The 16,069-nt window shown below is 73.8% G+C and carries 13 protein-coding genes; 8 read left to right on the forward strand and 5 right to left on the reverse strand.

Translation table 11 applies throughout. The annotated features are described in order from the left end of the window. Positions 1-52: 52 nt before the first annotated feature. From EV562_RS07005 to EV562_RS07020, 4 genes are all read left to right on the forward strand, one after another. Positions 53-3,250, forward strand: a complete 3,198-nt coding sequence (locus tag EV562_RS07005; protein ID WP_133885771.1) for a S41 family peptidase — start codon at positions 53-55, stop codon at positions 3,248-3,250. A 237-nt stretch (positions 3,251-3,487) separates the two neighbouring features. Further along, positions 3,488-3,841: a histidine triad nucleotide-binding protein gene (locus EV562_RS07010; protein ID WP_133885772.1), complete on the forward strand. Its 354-nt coding sequence runs from the start codon at positions 3,488-3,490 to the stop codon at positions 3,839-3,841. Positions 3,842-3,857: 16 nt separating this feature from the next. Then, positions 3,858-4,763: a ribonuclease Z gene (locus EV562_RS07015; protein WP_133885773.1), complete on the forward strand. Its 906-nt coding sequence runs from the start codon at positions 3,858-3,860 to the stop codon at positions 4,761-4,763. 20 nt (positions 4,764-4,783) lie between these two features. After that, positions 4,784-5,782: an adenosine deaminase gene (locus tag EV562_RS07020; RefSeq protein WP_166661628.1), complete on the forward strand. Its 999-nt coding sequence runs from the start codon at positions 4,784-4,786 to the stop codon at positions 5,780-5,782. 16 nt (positions 5,783-5,798) lie between these two features. Here EV562_RS07020 and EV562_RS07025 read toward each other — a convergent pair whose 3' ends face one another. Together EV562_RS07025 and EV562_RS07030 are read right to left on the reverse strand one after the other, a co-directional pair. Continuing rightward, the gene (locus EV562_RS07025; protein ID WP_133885775.1) at positions 5,799-7,154 is read right to left on the reverse strand and encodes an MFS transporter; all 1,356 of its coding nucleotides are present in this window, start codon (positions 7,152-7,154) and stop codon (positions 5,799-5,801) included. Positions 7,155-7,330: 176 nt separating this feature from the next. Beyond that, complete coding sequence (locus EV562_RS07030; RefSeq protein ID WP_133885776.1) at positions 7,331-8,128, reverse strand: IclR family transcriptional regulator; 798 nt, start codon at positions 8,126-8,128, stop codon at positions 7,331-7,333. Between the two features lie 251 nt (positions 8,129-8,379). Here EV562_RS07030 and EV562_RS07035 point away from each other — a divergent pair, with 251 nt between their 5' ends. The 4 genes from EV562_RS07035 (at position 8,380) to EV562_RS07050 (ending at position 13,321) form a co-directional block, all read left to right on the forward strand. Continuing rightward, positions 8,380-9,276, forward strand: coding sequence for a 5-dehydro-4-deoxyglucarate dehydratase (locus EV562_RS07035; protein WP_243859997.1), 897 nt, complete (start codon positions 8,380-8,382; stop codon positions 9,274-9,276). After that, positions 9,273-10,568, forward strand: coding sequence for a glucarate dehydratase family protein (locus EV562_RS07040; protein ID WP_133885777.1), 1,296 nt, complete (start codon positions 9,273-9,275; stop codon positions 10,566-10,568). The genes EV562_RS07035 and EV562_RS07040 overlap by 4 nt, the downstream gene beginning before the upstream one ends. 138 nt (positions 10,569-10,706) lie before the next feature. Then, positions 10,707-12,023, forward strand: a complete 1,317-nt coding sequence (locus EV562_RS07045) for an MFS transporter (protein WP_243859998.1) — start codon at positions 10,707-10,709, stop codon at positions 12,021-12,023. Positions 12,024-12,184: 161 nt separating this feature from the next. Then, positions 12,185-13,321 (forward strand): PfkB family carbohydrate kinase, encoded by a 1,137-nt coding sequence (locus EV562_RS07050; RefSeq protein WP_208298318.1) that lies wholly within the window; start codon positions 12,185-12,187, stop codon positions 13,319-13,321. A gap of 335 nt (positions 13,322-13,656) precedes the next feature. Here EV562_RS07050 and era read toward each other — a convergent pair whose 3' ends face one another. The 3 genes from era to EV562_RS07065 all read right to left on the reverse strand — a co-directional run bounded on the left by era (position 13,657) and on the right by EV562_RS07065 (position 15,978). Continuing rightward, on the reverse strand, positions 13,657-14,610 hold the full coding sequence (era, locus tag EV562_RS07055; RefSeq protein WP_133885778.1) for a GTPase Era: 954 nt from the start codon (positions 14,608-14,610) through the stop codon (positions 13,657-13,659). Positions 14,611-14,692: 82 nt separating this feature from the next. Further along, a complete protein-coding gene (locus tag EV562_RS07060; protein ID WP_133885779.1) occupies positions 14,693-15,046 on the reverse strand; it encodes a cytidine deaminase in 354 nt (117 codons plus the stop codon). Between the two features lie 38 nt (positions 15,047-15,084). Next, positions 15,085-15,978 carry a helix-turn-helix transcriptional regulator gene (locus tag EV562_RS07065; protein ID WP_166661629.1) on the reverse strand — a complete coding sequence of 298 codons (894 nt, stop codon included), beginning with the start codon at positions 15,976-15,978 and terminating at the stop codon, positions 15,085-15,087. Between the last annotated feature and the right edge of the window lie 91 nt (positions 15,979-16,069).

Raw genomic sequence — 16,069 nt, forward strand, 5'->3', positions numbered from 1 at the left:
GAAGTGATCCAAACCTCTGTCGGCGGGCGGCGCCCCTGCATAGGGTGAGGGGGTGACTCAGCCAGCGACGCCTGCCTACCTCCGCTTTCCGCACCCGCACGGCGAGTTGGTCGCCTTCACCGCCGAGGACGACGTGTGGCTCGCCCCGCTCGACGGCGGCCGCGCCTGGCGGGTCAGCGCCGACAACGTGCCGGTGAACCACCCGCGCATCTCGCCCGACGGCACCACCCTCGCCTGGACCTCCACCCGCGACGGCGCCCCCGAGGTGCACGCCGCCCCCGTCGACGGCGGCCCCGCCCGGCGCCTCACCCACTGGGGCAGCATCAGGACCCAGGTGCGCGGCTGGACGGCCGAGGGCCACGTCCTCGCCCTGAGCACCTACGGCGAGGCCAGCCTGCGCCGCAGCTGGGCCCGCGCCGTCCCGCTCGACGGCGGACCGTCCACCACCCTGCCCTACGGACCCGTCGGCGACGTCGCCCACGGTCCGCACACCGTGCTGCTGTCCGCCCCGATGGGCCGCGAGGCCGCCTGGTGGAAGCGCTACCGGGGCGGCACCGCGGGCAAGCTGTGGATCGACCCCGAGGACGACGGCGAGTTCGTCCGCCTGCACGCCGACCTCGACGGCAACATCGAGTACCCCTTCTGGGTCGGCGACCGGATCGCCTTCCTCTCCGACCACGAAGGCACCGGCGCGCTCTACTCCTCCCTCGCCGACGGCTCCGACCTGCGCCGGCACACCCCTCTCGACGGCTTCTACGCCCGCCACGCGGCCACCGACGGCAGCCGCGTCGTCTACTCGTCCGCCGGTGAGCTGTGGACGCTGGACGATCTCGACGGCGCCGAGCCCCGCCGCCTCGACATCCGGCTCGGCGGCGCCCGCGTCGACCTCCGGCCCCACCCGGTCAACGCCGCCCGCTGGTTCGGCACCGCGTCCCCCGACCACACCGCGCGCGGCAGCGCCGTCGCCGTACGCGGCGGCGTGCACTGGGTCACCCACCGCGCCGGACCGGCCCGCGCGCTCGCGGCCACCCCCGGCGTACGCACCCGGCTGCCGCGCACCTTCCGCAGCGACGGCGAGGAGTGGGTGGTGTGGGTGACGGACGCCGAGGGCGACGACGCCCTGGAGTTCGCGCCCGCCACCGGCCTCGCCCCCGGCGCCACCGCACGCCGCCTGGCCGCCGGACAGCTCGGCCGGGTGCTGCACCTCGCCGTGGCCCCCGACGGCGGCCGGGTCGCCGTCGCCTCGCACGACGGGCGGGTCCTGCTCGTCGAGCGGGAGAGCGGCGAGGTCCGCGAGGTGGACCGCAGCGAGGACGGTGACGCCTCCGGCCTGGTCTTCTCGCCCGACTCCGCCTGGCTCGCCTGGTCCCACCCGGGCCCGGAGCCGCTGCGGCAGCTCAAGCTCGCCAACACCACCGACCTGTCGGTGAGCGAGGCGACGCCGCTGCGCTTCAAGGACTACTCGCCGGCCTTCACCCTGGACGGCAAGCACCTCGCGTTCCTCTCCACCCGGTCCTTCGACCCGGTCTACGACGAGCACGTCTTCGACCTCGCCTTCGTCGAGGGCGCCCGGCCGTACCTGATCACGCTGGCCGCGGCCACCCCCTCGCCGTTCGGCCCGCAGCGTCACGGCCGCCCCTTCGAGACCCCGGACCGCGAGGAGACCCCCGACAGCGAGGGCACCCCCAGCACCCGGATCGACATCGAGGGCCTCGCCGACCGCATCGTGCCCTTCCCGGTGGAGGCCGCCCGCTACTCCCGGCTGCGCGCCGCCAAGGACGGCGTCCTGTGGCTGCGCCACCCGCTCACCGGCGTCCTCGGCTCCTCCCGCGCCAACCCGGAGGACCCGGACCCCAACACCGAGCTCGAGCGGTACGACCTCGTCCAGCAGCGCGTCGAGCACCTCGCGGGCGACGCCGACCACTTCGAGGTCAGCGGCGACGGCAAGCGGGTACTGCTGTGGACCGACGGGCGGCTCAAGGTCGTGCCCAGCGACCGGCGGGCCTCCGGCGACGAGGACAGCGACACCAACATCAGTGTCGACCTGGGCCGGGTCCGGCAGACCGTCGAACCGGCCGCCGAGTGGCGGCAGATGTTCGACGAGACCGGCCGCATCATGCGCGACCACTTCTGGCGTGCCGACATGAACGGCGTCGACTGGGACGGCGTCCTGGACCGCTACCGGCCCGTCCTCGACCGCCTCGCCACCCACGACGACCTGGTCGACCTGCTGTGGGAGGTGCACGGCGAACTCGGCACCTCGCACGCCTACGTCACCCCGCGCGGCGGACACGGCTCCGGCGCCCGGCAGGGCCTGCTCGGCGCCGACCTCTCCCGGCACGAGGACGGCACCTGGCGCGTCGACCGCGTCCTGCCCTCGGAGACCTCCGACCCCGACGCCCGCTCCCCGCTCGCCGCGCCCGGAGTCGCCGTGCGCGCCGGGGACGCGATCGTCGCGGTCGCCGGGCAGGCCGTCGACCCGGTCACCGGGCCCGGGCCGCTGCTCGTCGGCACGGCGGGCAAGCCGGTCGAGCTGACCGTCTCCCCGTCGGGCGGCGGAGAGGTGCGGCACGCCGTCGTCGTCCCGCTCGCCGACGAGGAGCCGCTGCGCTACCACGCCTGGGTCGCCGACCGGCGTGCCTACGTCCACGAGAAGTCCGGCGGCCGGCTCGGCTACCTCCACGTCCCCGACATGCAGGCGCCCGGCTGGGCCCAGATCCACCGCGACCTGCGCGTCGAGGTGGCCAGGGAGGGCCTGGTGGTCGACGTCCGCGAGAACCGCGGCGGACACACCTCCCAGCTGGTCGTGGAGAAGCTGGCCCGGCGCATCGTCGGCTGGGACCTGCCGCGCGGCATGCGGCCGTCCAGCTACCCGCTGGACGCGCCCCGCGGGCCGGTCGTGGCCGTCGCCAACGAGTTCTCCGGCTCGGACGGCGACATCGTCAACGCGGCGATCAAGGCGCTGGGCATCGGGCCGGTCGTCGGCGTCCGCACCTGGGGCGGCGTCATCGGCATCGACAGCCGCTACCGGCTGGTGGACGGCACGCTGATCACGCAGCCGAAGTACGCGTTCTGGCTGGAGGGTTACGGCTGGGGCGTGGAGAACCACGGCGTCGACCCGGACGTGGAGGTGCCGCAGCGCCCGCAGGACCATGCGGCGGGCCGCGACCCCCAGCTGGACGAGGCGATCGCGCTGGCGCTGGCAGCACTGGAGGAAACCCCGGCGAAGACACCGCCCACACTGCCGTAACCGGCCCTGGGGGTACCTCCCGGGCCGTTCAGGCACTGGGGGAGGCACGGGCGGGCGCGGCGGCACCCGGCAAGCGCCGGCGGGCCCGCCCACCCGCCGTCCGCCCCGGCGCGCGGCACCCCAAGGCCCCCGGCGGCCATGCCGGCGCCCGGGTGGGCGCAGCATGAGCGGCGACTGCCCCCGGCCGGGGCGGCCGATACGATGCCCCGAGAAGATCACCGGCGTGAGGAGCACCCCATGGCAGGGGAACCCCAGGACGACTGCCTGTTCTGCAAGATCGTCGCAGGGCAGATCCCGGCGACGATCGTCCGCGAGACGGACACCACCGTCGCCTTCCGGGACATCAACCCCCAGGCGCCCACCCACGTCCTGGTGATCCCGAAGGCCCACCACAAGGACGCCGCCGCCCTCGCCGCCGCCGCCCCGGAACTCGCCGCCGACGTGCTGCGCGAGACGCAGGCCGTCGCCGACCAGGAGCGGCTGGACAGCTACCGCACCGTCTTCAACACGGGCAGCGGCGCCGGACAGACCGTCTGGCACGCGCACGCCCACGTGGTCGGAGGCCGCGGCCTCCAGTGGCCCCCCGGCTAGCCCGGAACGGAACACCGTGTCCGTACGCGAACTCGTCGTCCTGGGCACCGCCAGCCAGGTCCCGACCCGGCACCGCAACCACAACGGCTACCTCCTGCGCTGGGACGGCGAGGGCATCCTGTTCGACCCCGGTGAGGGCACCCAGCGCCAGATGCTGCGCGCCGGGGTCGCCGCCCACGACCTGAACCGGATCTGCGTCACGCACTTCCACGGCGACCACAGCCTCGGCCTCGCCGGGGTGATCCAGCGCATCAACCTCGACCAGGTCCCGCACGAGATCACCGCCCACTACCCGCGCTCCGGGCAGCGCTTCTTCGAACGCCTGCGGTACGCGACCGCCTACCGCGAGACCGTCGCCCTCTCCGAGGCCCCGGTCGACACCGACGGCCCCCTCGCCGTCACGCCCGCCTACACCCTGGACGCCCGCAAGCTGTCCCACCCCGTCGAGTCGTACGGTTACCGGCTCACCGAGCCCGACGGGCGCCGCATGCTGCCCGACCGCCTCGCCGCGCACGGCATCAAGGGGCCCGACGTCGGCCGCATCCGGCGCGAGGGCTCGCTGAACGGCGTCCCGCTCGACGAGGTCAGCGAGGTCCGCCGCGGCCAGCGGTTCGCGTTCGTCATGGACACCCGGCTCTGCGCGGGCGTGCACGCGCTCGCCGAGGGCTGCGACCTGCTCGTCATCGAGTCGACCTTCCTCGACGAGGACGAGCGCCTCGCCGCCGACCACGGCCACCTCACCGCCGGTCAGGCCGCGCGGGTCGCCCGGGACGCGGGCGTACGCCACCTGGTCCTCACCCACTTCAGCCAGCGCTACTCCGACCCCGGGGAGTTCGAGCGGCAGGCGCGCTCGGCCGGTTACGAGGGCGAGCTGACCGTGGCCCGCGATCTCACCCGCGTACCGGTTCCGAAACGTCGGTGAAAGCGCCGTACGATGCTCTGATGCCCCTGCCCAAAGCTGAACTGCACCTCCACATCGAAGGCACCCTGGAACCCGAGCTGGCCTTCGCGCTGGCCGCCCGCAACGGCGTGTCCCTGCCGTACGCGGACGAGGACGCGCTGCGCGAGGCGTACCGCTTCGAGGACCTCCAGTCCTTCCTGAACCTGTACTACGAGCTGATGGCCGTCCTGCGCACCGAGCGGGACTTCGAGGACCTCGCGAACGCCTACCTCGCCCGCGCCGCCGCACAGGGCGTGCGGCACGCCGAGATCTTCTTCGACCCGCAGGCCCACCTCGCCCGGGGCGTGGAGATGGGCACGGTCGTGGAGGGGCTGTGGCGGGCGCTCGGCAGCAGCCGCGAGAACCACGGGGTCTCCACCCGGCTGATCCTCTGCTTCCTGCGCGACGAGTCCGCCGCGTCGGCCCTGGAGACACTGGACGCCGCCAAGCCGTACCTCGACCGCATCACCGGAGTCGGCCTGGACTCCGCCGAGGTCGGTCATCCGCCGGTGAAGTTCCGCGAGGTGTACGAGGCCGCCGCCGCCCTCGGGCTGCACCGGGTCGCGCACGCCGGCGAGGAGGGGCCGCCCGCGTACGTCGTCGAGGCCCTCGACGTCCTCGGCGTCGAGCGGATCGACCACGGGCTGCGCTCGGTGGAGGACCCGGCGCTGGTCGAGCGGCTGGTGCGCGAGCGCGTCCCGCTCACCCTGTGCCCGCTGTCCAACGTGCGGCTGCGCACGGTCGACACCCTCGCCGACCACCCGCTGCCCGCGATGCTCGAAGCGGGCCTGATGTGCACGGTCAACTCCGACGACCCCGCCTACTTCGGCGGCTACGCGGGCGACAACTTCGACGCCGTGCGCGAGGCCCTCGGCCTCACCGGCGAGCGGCTGCGCGAGCTGGCCCGCAACTCGTTCCTCGCCTCCTTCCTGGAGGACGACGAGGAGCTGCGGGCGCGGTACCTCGCGGAGGTCGACGCGTACGAGTTCCCCGCCGCGTAGCGTCTTCGCGGCGGGCTCAGCCCGTCCCGGACCCCGGCGCGGCCGCCGCCTGCCGGGGTCCCGCCGTGTCGTAGGCACCCTGCACGGCCACCGCCGGGGCCTCCACCTCGATCTCGACGACCGGCTGCTCGACGGCGCCCACCTCCGGCACGGCACCGCTCGGCGTACCCGTGGCGGCCGCGACCAGCGCCGCCGGGGTGCCGCCGCGGCGGCGGATCGCGCCGGGCAGCAGCGGCCGCCCGCCGGTGTGCAGGGCGACGGCGGTCATCGGCGCGGCGACCAGCAGCAGCCCCGCGCCGAGCACCAGGCCCATGACGGGATAGCCGGCCTGCGCCGACAGCACGCTGCCGGTCAGTGGCCCGGCCGCGGTGCCCAGCGAGGAGGCCGAGCCGACGAGCACCGCCCACCGGCCCCGCGGGTCGAGCGAGGCGGCGAGGCCGATCAGGTACGACAGCACGACCGGGTAGACGGTGTTCCACGCGATCTCGCCGGTCGCGAAGGCCGCCGGGGTCGTCGCGGACGCGCTCACCACGATGCAGCCCGCGATGAGCACGGTGCCGGCGCCGACCGGCATCGCCCGCCCCAGCCGGGGGCCGAGCGCGCCGGCCCCGAGGACGCCCAGCAGGCCCGCACCCAGCGCGACGGCGAAGACGACCCCGAGGGTGGCGTCGCCCAGACCGGCCTGCGTCAGACCGATCCGGCCGCTGACACCCCACAGGGAGTTCTGCGCGAGGGACCAGCACAGCACCGTGGAGGCGAGGACCAGCCCCGAACGGCGATGGGGGAGCGGGGTGCCGGTGCCGGCACCGGCGCCGTGCGCGGCCGGGGCGTCGGACGCCGCGCCGGGCAGCCGGGCGGTGAACGGCCACACCGCCAGCGCGGTCAGGGCGATCGCCGCGAGCGGCAGCCCGTGCGCCCGGCCGAGGTGGGGCACCGTCAGGTACACCGCGCCCGCCAGGGCGGACACGCTCAACAGGCCCAGCGTGGACGCCCGGTGCGGGTCGCGCTCGGCAGCGATGCGGGTGGCGGCGACGGTCGTGGCCGTCCCCGACCCGAAACCGCCCACGACCGCGCCGGCGACGACCGCCGGGACGGCGGTCGTGAGCGCGGCGGCGCCGTAACCGAGGAAGGCCAGCGCGAGCCCGAGGCGGGCCAGCGTCCGCGCGCCGGCCGACTGGACCCGGGAGGCCAGCAGGAAGCCCGCGGTCGCCGAACTCAGCAGCAGGGCGCTGCCGACGGCGCCCGCCTGCGTGGTGGACAGCGGGAGACCGGTGTCGAGCCGGCCGACGGTGGTGGGCAGCAGATAGGGAGGCAGGTACCCGGCCGTGAAAAGGGCGACGAGGGGCCAGGGTGTGGTGCGGGGGGCGAACACGGGCGTTCCCAGGGCATGCGAAAGGGACGGTGGGGAGAAGAGGGGGGCGACGACCGTCGACTGACAGGAACGCGCGGGCAATTTGTATCAAGCGCGGGGAGGCGCACAGAAGCCGGGACTATGTGATCTGGGTCACATACCCGTTTGGGGGTCGGAAGGCTGGGTAGCAGCGGGCGCTAACGCCAGTGCACCGAGCCGCTCCCGGCCGGAATCGTCGCCTCCAGTTTGCCCCTGATCTCCCGCATCACCGCCACGATGCGCGCCTCGTGATCCGGCGTCAGCCGGGCCACCGGCACCGAGCAGCTGACCGCGTCCAGGGCGGGGACCTCGTAGCGCAGGGCGAAGCCGAAGCCGACGATGCCCGTCACGCCCTCCTCCCGGTCGACCGAGTAGCCGCGCTCCCGCGTCCGGGCGAGGTCGGCCGCCAGGGACTCGCGGGTGGTGTGGGTGTTCGGGGTGAGCGCCTCGTACGGGCCGTCCGGCAGCTCCGCGTCCGGCCGCTCCGCGAGCAGCGCCTTGCCCAGCGCGCCCACGTGGGCGGGCAGCCGGCGCCCCACCCTGCTGATCGTGCGCAGATATTCGTGCGACTCGCGCGTGGCCAGGTAGGCCACGTCGTGCCCGTCGAGCCGCCCCAGGTGGACCGTCTCGCCCAGCGTCTGGGACGCCTCGTCGAGGAACGGCCGCGCCGCCCGCACCCGCGGGTCCGAGTCGAGGTAGCTGGTGCCGGTGAGCAGGGCGTGGATGCCGATGCCGTAGAGGGAGCCGGTGACGTCGGTGCGCACCCAGCCGCGGGAGATCAGGGTCTGCAGCAGCGCGTACATCGAGCTGCGCGGCACACCCAGCTCGTCCGCCAGTTCCTGGAGGCGTGCCGGGCGGTCCCCGCGCGTGGCGAGCACCTCCAGCAGCTCCACCGTGCGCGCCGCGGACTTCACCTCGCGGACGCCGCCCGCCGTCGCGTCCCCAGTCTCCGACATGGGCCGATCGTAATCGGAGCTGCCCGACCCATTGACGCCCACCGGTCACGTCTCTAATCTCCATCTCCATACGTAGACGCCATCTACATACGGAGACAGTGAGGGCAGTGGAGACGACGAGTGAGGGCCCCGGCCCCGACGCCCCGACCAGCGCCGGCACCGGCACCGGCATCAGCACCAGCAGCGGCTCCGACGGCTTCGCCGACGGCGACGCCGACCGGGCGACCGTCGTCCGGCGGCTGCGGGAAGGCATGGCGGTGAGCGTGCTGTCCTTCCCGCTGACCAGCTTCCACGAGGACGGCTCCCTCGACGCCGACGGCTACCGCGCCCACGTCGCCGACCGGCTCGCCGCCGGACCCGGCGCCCTCTTCCCCGCCTGCGGCACCGGCGAGTTCTTCTCCCTGGACGAGGACGAGTACCGGCGGGTCGTGACCATCGCCGTCGAGGAGACGGCCGGCCGGGTGCCCGTGGTCGCCGGGACCGGGTACGGCTGGGCGCAGGCCCTGCGGTTCGCCCGCATCGCCGAGGAGGCCGGCGCCGACGCGCTCCTCGTCATGCCGCACTACCTCACGCCCGCCCCGCAGGACGGACTCGTCGCACAGGTGGAGCGGATCGCCGCCGGGACCCGGCTGCCGCTGATCGCCTACCAGCGCGGCCAGGTCGCCTACACCGCCGAGACCGTCCGGCGCCTGGCCGCCGTCCCCGGCGTCATCGGCCTCAAGGACGGCCACAGCGACCTGGACCGCCTCCAGCGCACGGTCCTCGCCGCCCCCGGGGACTTCCTGTTCTTCAACGGCGCCGCCACCGCCGAGGTCCAGGCCCGCGCCTACGCCGCCGTCGGCGTCCCCGCCTACTCCTCCGCCGTCCACGCCTTCGCCCCCGAGATCGCGAACGCCTTCCTCACCGCCCTGCGCGCCGGCGACCACGGCACGGTCGACAAGCTGCTGCGCGACTTCTACGTGCCCTTCGTCGAACTGCGCGACCGCGCCCCCGGCTACGGGGTGTCGCTCGTGAAGGCCGCCGCCCGGCTGCGCGGCTGCCCCGTCGGCCCCGTCCGCGCCCCGCTCACCGACCCCAGCGCCGCCGAACTGGCCGAACTGAAGACCCTGCTCGCCACCGGACTCGACCTCGTAGGAGCCACCCTGTGACCGCCGACCTCACCATCACGGCCGTTCACCTCACGCCGATCCTCGTCGCGGACCCGCCGCTGCTCAACACCCAGGGCGTGCACCAGCCGTACACCCCGCGCCTGATCATCGAGGTCGAGACCGCCGACGGGATCTCCGGCGTCGGGGAGACCTACGGCGACGCCAAGTACCTGGAGCTGGCACGCCCGTTCGCCGACAAGCTGGTGGGGCGTCAGGTGAGCGATCTGAACGGGCTGTTCGTCCTCGCCGACGAGGTCGCCGTCGACGACTCCCGGGTCTCGGGACAGGTCGACGTGGGCGGGCTGCGCGGCGTCCAGACCGCCGACAAGCTGCGCCTGTCCGTCGTCTCCGGCTTCGAGGTCGCCTGCCTCGACGCCCTCGGCAAGGCGCTCGGCCTGCCCGTGCACGCGCTGCTGGGCGGCAAGGTCCGGGACGCCGTCGAGTACAGCGCCTACCTCTTCTACAAGTGGGCCGAACACCCCGAGGGCGTGGCGGGCGAGAAGGACGACTGGGGCGCCGCCGTCGACCCGGCCGGCGTGGTCGAGCAGGCCCGCACCTTCACCGAGCGGTACGGCTTCACCTCCTTCAAGCTCAAGGGCGGCGTCTTCCCGCCCGACGAGGAGATCGCCGCGATCAGGGCACTCGCCGAGGCGTTCCCCGGCCACCCCCTGCGCCTCGACCCCAACGGGGCCTGGTCCGTGGAGACCTCGTTGCGGGTCGCCGCCGAACTCGGGGACGTCCTGGAGTACCTGGAGGACCCCGCGCTCGGCACCCCGGCCATGGCCGAGGTCGCCGCCGGGACGGAGGTGCCGCTCGCGACCAACATGTGCGTGACGACGTTCGCCGAGATCCGGGAGGCGTTCACCAAGGGCGCCGTGCAGGTCGTGCTCTCCGACCACCACTACTGGGGCGGGCTGCGCAACACCCAGCAACTCGCCGCCGTCTGCCGCACCTTCGGCGTCGGAGTGTCCATGCACTCCAACACCCACCTCGGCATCAGCCTCGCCGCCATGACCCATGTGGCGGCCACCGTGCCGAACCTCCACCACGCCTGCGACTCCCACTACCCCTGGCAGTCCGAGGACGTGCTCACCGAACGGCTCACCTTCGACGGCGGCAAGGTCGCCGTCTCCGACGCCCCCGGTCTCGGTGTCGAACTCGACCGCGACAAGCTCGCGTTCCTCCACCGGCGCTGGCTCGACGACGACGGCACCCTCCGCGACCGCGACGACGCCGCCGCGATGCGGGTCGCCGACCCCGCGTGGGTCACCCCGCCCGTCCCCCGTTGGTGAGTCGCCCACCCCCTTCCCCTGCCACGACCGGAGCCGCTCGTGTCCGCAGTGCCCCCCGCCCCCGAAGTGCAGCACCCACCCGCCGTCCAGTCCGCCGTCCGCAAGATCTTCCGCCGCGTGGTCCCCCTCTTCTTCGTCATGTTCGTGGCGAACTACATGGACCGCGTCAACCTCGGCTTCGCCCAGGACGAGCTGCGGGCCGACGTGGGTCTGTCGGCCGCCGCGTTCGGCCTCGGCGCCGGCATCTTCTTCATCGCGTACGCCCTCTTCGAAGTCCCCTCCAACATGCTCATGGAGCGGTTCGGGGCCAAGGTGTGGCTCACCCGCATCATGATCAGCTGGGGCGTCGTCGCCACCGCCATGGCCTTCGTCGACAGCGTCGGGATGTTCTACGCCCTGCGCTTCCTCCTCGGGGTCGCCGAGGCCGGTTTCTTCCCCGCGGTCATCTACTACTTCAGCCGCTGGCTGCCCGACTCCCACCGGGGCCGCGCCACGTCCGTCTTCCTCATGGGCTCCGGCACCGCGACCGTCGTCGTCGGCCCGGTCTCCGGGGCGCTGCTGGAGCTGCACGGCCTCTGGGGCCACTCCGGCTGGCAGTGGATGTTCTTCGTCGAGGGCGTCTTCTCCGTCGTCCTCGGCTTCGTCGTCTACCGCTTCCTCGACTCCGGCATCGAGCAGGCGACCTGGCTCACCGACGAGGAGAAGACCGGCCTGACCGCCGTCATCGACGCCGAACAGGACGCCCGGGACGAGCGGCGCGGCGAGAAGGCGGCCAAGGTCTCCCGCTGGAAACTGCTGGCCGACCCGCAGATGCTCCTCTTCCTGTGGATCTACTTCGCCATCAACGTCGCCCTGTACGCGGTCACGTTCTGGCTGCCGTCGATCGTGGACGACATCGGCGGCCTCAGCGACTTCCAGGTCGGACTGCTCACCTCCGTGCCGTGGATCTGCGCGATCGGCGCGCTGTACGTCAGCGGGCGGATCTCGGACCGCATCGGCAAGCGCCGTCCCGTCCTGATCACCCTGCTCCTGCTCGGCGGCTGCGGCACCCTGCTGGCCGTGTTCGTCTCGCCCTGGGTGGGGCTCGGCGCGCTGTGCCTGGCCGCCATGGGCTTCAAACCGGCCTCCCCGGTCTTCTGGACCATCCCGCAGAGCTACCTCGACGCACGGGCCGCCGCCCCCGGGATCGCGCTCGTCAACTCCATCGGCAACCTCGGCGGGTTCGTCGCCCCCACGGCCTTCGGCATCATCGAGGACTCGACCGGCTCCACCAAGGGCGGCCTGGTCGGCCTCACCGTCGTCGGCTTCCTGGCCGCGCTGAGCGTCCTGCTGGTGCGCGGCGGCGGACGCAACGACCGCGTCCGCGCCCGCCCGGCGAAGACCCCCGCCGCACCGGCGTCCGAGACCCCTCCGGGCGCGGCCCGCAGCGCGCGTCAGGGCCCCGCCCCGGCCTGACGCTCCGAACCCGAACACCGTCGCCCCGCCGACGGCGTGGTGCACACTGGCCTGATCCGCACCATGCCAGGGAGCGCACCGTGACCGCCTCCACCGAGTCCACCGCGTCCGGGTCCCCCGCCTCCGGGGCCACCGCGTCCGACGTGCCCGAGACGCCCGTCCTGCCCGCCGACGAGAGAACGCACCGCCACGCCCAGGGCGAGGGAGCGCGCCGCCGCCCCGAGGTCGATCCCCTCGCCGCCCTGCGCGTCCCGCAGGACCCGCCCTGGGACGTGTACCTGACGGGCACGGTCTTCCTCGACGTCGTCTTCACCGGGCTCGACTCCGCCCCCGTGCGGGGCACCGAGTCCTGGGCCCGCGGGATGGGGTCGAGCCCCGGCGGCGTGGCGAACATGGCGACCGCACTGGCCCGCCTCGGCCTGCGCACGTCGCTGGCCGCCGCGTTCGGCGACGACCACTACGGCGACTACTGCTGGGACGCGCTCGCCCAGGGCGAGGGCATCGACCTGTCCCCGTCCCGCACCGTGCCCGGCTGGCACTCGCCGGTCACGGTCTCGATGGCGTACGAGGGGGAGCGCACGATGGTCTCCCACGGCCACGAGCCGCCGCCGGGGGAGCCGAGCCCGGAATGCCCGCCCCGCGCGCGTGCCGCCGTCGCCTCCCTCACACCCGGTGTGAGCGCACCCTGGATCGCCCGGGCCGCCGCCCGGGGCACCCGCGTCTTCGCCGACGTCGGCTGGGACGAGACCGGCGCCTGGGACCTGGCCGGGCTGCCCGACCTCGCGCACTGCGAGGCCTTCCTGCCGAACGCGGAGGAGGCCATGCGCTACACCGGCGCCACCTGCCCCCGCGCCGCCGCGCACGCCCTGACCGAGCACGTGCCGCTCGCGGTCGTCACGCTCGGCGCGGACGGCGCCTACGCCGTGGACCGGCGCACGGGGGAGAGCGCCGAGGTCCCGGCCATCGAGGTCGAGGCCCTCGACCCGACCGGCGCCGGGGACGTGTTCGTCGCCGGGTTCGTCACCGGCACCCTGGCCGGCTGGCCGCTCGCCGACCGCCTGGCCTTCGCCGGCCTGACCGCCGCCCTCTCGGTCCAGGAGTTCGGCGGCTCGCTGTCGGCACCCGGCTGGTGCGAGATCGCCACCTGGTGGCGCAAGGTCCAGTCCGTCGAGGGCCAGGACCCCACGGCCCTGCGCCGCTACGCCTTCCTGGCCGGCCTCGTCCCCGACGACCTGCCCGGCTCCTGGCCCCTGCGCCGCGCGGTCCCCACCATCGGCTTCCGCCCCCCGACACCCTGACGGCCCCGGGTGTTCAGAACCCGAGGCGGCGCAGCTGCTTCTGGTCGCGCTGCCGGTCCTTGGCGACCTTCACGTGCAGGTCCAGGCTGTATCGATGTGCGGCTGCCGCCGCGTGGCCGGGTGCGGGCACGCGGGTGGTTGCCTCGGTGGTCGGGTTCCGTTGCCCGGGCGGGTTCAGAATCCGAGGCGGCGCAGCTGCTTCGGGTCGCGCTGCCGGTCCTTGGCGACCTTGACGTGCAGGTCCAGGCTGTATCGATGTGCGGCTGCCGCCGCGTGGCCGGGTGCGGGCACGCGGGTGGTTGCCTCGGTGGTCGGGTTCCGTTGCCCGGGCGGGTTCAGAATCCGAGGCGGCGCAGCTGCTTCGGGTCGCGCTGCCAGTCCTTGGCGACCTTCACGTGCAGGTCCAGGAAGACCGGCGTGCCGAGGAGCGCCTCGATCTGCTTGCGGGACTTGATGCCGACGTCCTTCAGGCGCTTGCCCTTGGGACCGATGATGATCCCCTTCTGGCTGGGGCGCTCGATGAAAACGTTGGCGTGGATGTCCAGCAGCGGCTTGTCGGCGGGGCGGTCCTCGCGCGGCAGCATCTCCTCGACGACCACCGCGATGGAGTGCGGCAGCTCGTCCCGTACGCCCTCCAGCGCGGCCTCGCGGATCAGCTCCGCGACCATCACCTGCTCGGGCTCGTCGGTCAGGTCGCCCTCGGGGTAGAGCGCGGGGCCCTCGGGCAGCAGCGGGGTGAGCAGGTCGGCGAGCAGGTCCACCTGCTGATTGGCGGTGGCGGACACCGGGACGATCTCCGCCCAGGTGAAGCCCAGCTCCTGGCCGAGCTGGTCGATCGCGATGAGCTGCTCGGCCAGGGTCTTGGAGTCCACCAGGTCGGTCTTGGTGACGATCGCGATCTTCGGGGTCTTCTTGATCCCCGCCAGTTCCTTCGCGATGAAGCGGTCGCCGGGGCCGAGCTTCTCGTTGGCCGGCAGGCAGAAGCCGATGACGTCCACCTCGGCCCACGTCGCGCGCACCACGTCGTTGAGCCGCTCGCCCAGCAGCGTGCGCGGCTTGTGCAGTCCAGGGGTGTCCACCAGGATCAGCTGGGCGTCCTCACGGTGCACGATGCCCCGCACGGTGTGCCGGGTGGTCTGCGGGCGGTTGGAGGTGATCGCCACCTTCTGCCCGACCAGAGCGTTCGTGAGGGTGGACTTGCCCGCGTTGGGACGGCCCACGAAGCAGGCGAAGCCGGCCCGGTGAACAGCCTCGGCCGGTTCTTCGGATGACTGGGTACGAACGCTCATGGCGCCCATTGTCCCTGATCCCCGAAGCCCCGCCGTACCACGGTCGCCAGCCGTCCCGCGGGCGGCCGCGGGACCCCGGCCGTCAGCCCGCGCTCACCGCGGTCCGTACCGTGCCGTCAGGCCCGGCGACCAGCACCGGCGTCCCCGGTCCGCCCAGGTCGCGGACGGCCGCCCGGTCCTCCGCCGACGCCGACTCCGACTCGGTCACCACCGCCGCCGCCTCCAGCGACTTCGCGCCGGACGCCACCGCCATCGCCACCGCCGTACGCAGCGCGCTGAGCTTCAGGGAGTCCAGGGCGACCGTGCCGGCGACGTAGGTGCGGCCGGTCTCGTCGCGTACGGCCGCGCCCTCGGGCACGCCGTTGCGGGCACGGGCCGAGCGGGCCAGGGTGACGATCTTGCGGTCCTCGGGGTCGAGGTCGGGAGTCTCGGTCATGGGGTGAGCATACGGAGCCCCGCCGGACGCCTGCCCGCTCACCCCGCCACCGGGTACATCGCCCCGCGACGGCCCTCCGGCGAGGCCAGCCACTCCAGCTTCGCCGCGGTGTTCGCCTCCTCCAGCGGCGTGTGCAGCACGATGGTCAGATCGGGCCGCGCCGGCACCTGGAGCGCCGTCGACTCCAGGCTCAGCAGGCCGACCAGCGGATGGTCCAGCTCCTTGCGGATCTGCCCGGCGTCCTCGATGTCCCGCTCCTCCCACAGCGCGGCGAACTCGGCGCTGGCCTCCTTCAGGTCCGCCAGCACCTGCTGGAACCCCTCGTCGTCCGGGTTGGCCGCGCAGGTGGCGCGGAACTGGGCGACGACCGTGCGCGCGTTGCGCTCCCAGTTGCGGGCCCGGGAGCGGTACAGGGGGTCGGTGAAGTAGTCGACGATGCAGTTCCACGTCGTCTCGGGCCGCATGCCCAGCACCATCGCCGCCGCGTCGTTGTACATCACGCAGTTGTAGTACCGGTCCATGATGTGCGCCGGATACGGCATCCACGTGTCGATCAGCCGCCGCAGCCCGTCGCACATCTCCCGCTTCGCCGGCTCCACCTCGGCGGCGGGCGGGTTCAGCCCGGCCAGCACGTACAGGTGGCGGCGCTCGGCGTTGCTGAGCCGCAGCACCCGGCCGACCGCGTCCAGGACCTGCGGGGAGACGGAGATGTCGCGGCCCTGCTCCAGCCATTGGTACCAGGACGCGCCCACCCCGGCGAGCACGGCCACCTCCTCGCGGCGCAGCCCCGGCGTCCGGCGCCGCGCCCCGCCGTCCGGCAGCCCGACCTCGGCCGGGGAGACCCGGGCCCGGCGGCTCATCAGGAACTCCCGCAGCTCGCTGCGGCGCCGGTCCCGGCTCGCGGCCCGGTCCCTCGTGATCACGTCCGGCATGTGCGTACTCCCCCCGTAGGCGACCCGCCGGTGCCTGGTGGTGGCACCACCAGAACAATCGGCGTCTCCCCACAACTATTCCGGGGGCCCG

It is taken from the genome of Streptomyces sp. BK208, from assembly GCF_004364245.1.
Classification (GTDB): Bacteria; Actinomycetota; Actinomycetes; order Streptomycetales; family Streptomycetaceae; genus Streptomyces.

Excerpts from the sequence above, each read along its gene's own strand:
- EV562_RS07060 (WP_133885779.1), bottom strand. The coding sequence starts at position 15,046 with ATGACCGAGACTCCCGACCTCGACCCCGAGGACCGCAAGATCGTCACC.
- EV562_RS07020 (WP_166661628.1), top strand. The coding sequence starts at position 4,784 with ATGCCCCTGCCCAAAGCTGAACTGCACCTCCACATCGAAGGCACCCTG.
- era (WP_133885778.1), bottom strand. The coding sequence starts at position 14,610 with ATGAGCGTTCGTACCCAGTCATCCGAAGAACCGGCCGAGGCTGTTCAC.
- EV562_RS07010 (WP_133885772.1), top strand. The coding sequence starts at position 3,488 with ATGGCAGGGGAACCCCAGGACGACTGCCTGTTCTGCAAGATCGTCGCA.
- EV562_RS07030 (WP_133885776.1), bottom strand. The coding sequence starts at position 8,128 with ATGTCGGAGACTGGGGACGCGACGGCGGGCGGCGTCCGCGAGGTGAAG.
- EV562_RS07045 (WP_243859998.1), top strand. The coding sequence starts at position 10,707 with ATGTTCGTGGCGAACTACATGGACCGCGTCAACCTCGGCTTCGCCCAG.
- EV562_RS07065 (WP_166661629.1), bottom strand. The coding sequence starts at position 15,978 with ATGCCGGACGTGATCACGAGGGACCGGGCCGCGAGCCGGGACCGGCGC.
- EV562_RS07035 (WP_243859997.1), top strand. The coding sequence starts at position 8,380 with ATGGCGGTGAGCGTGCTGTCCTTCCCGCTGACCAGCTTCCACGAGGAC.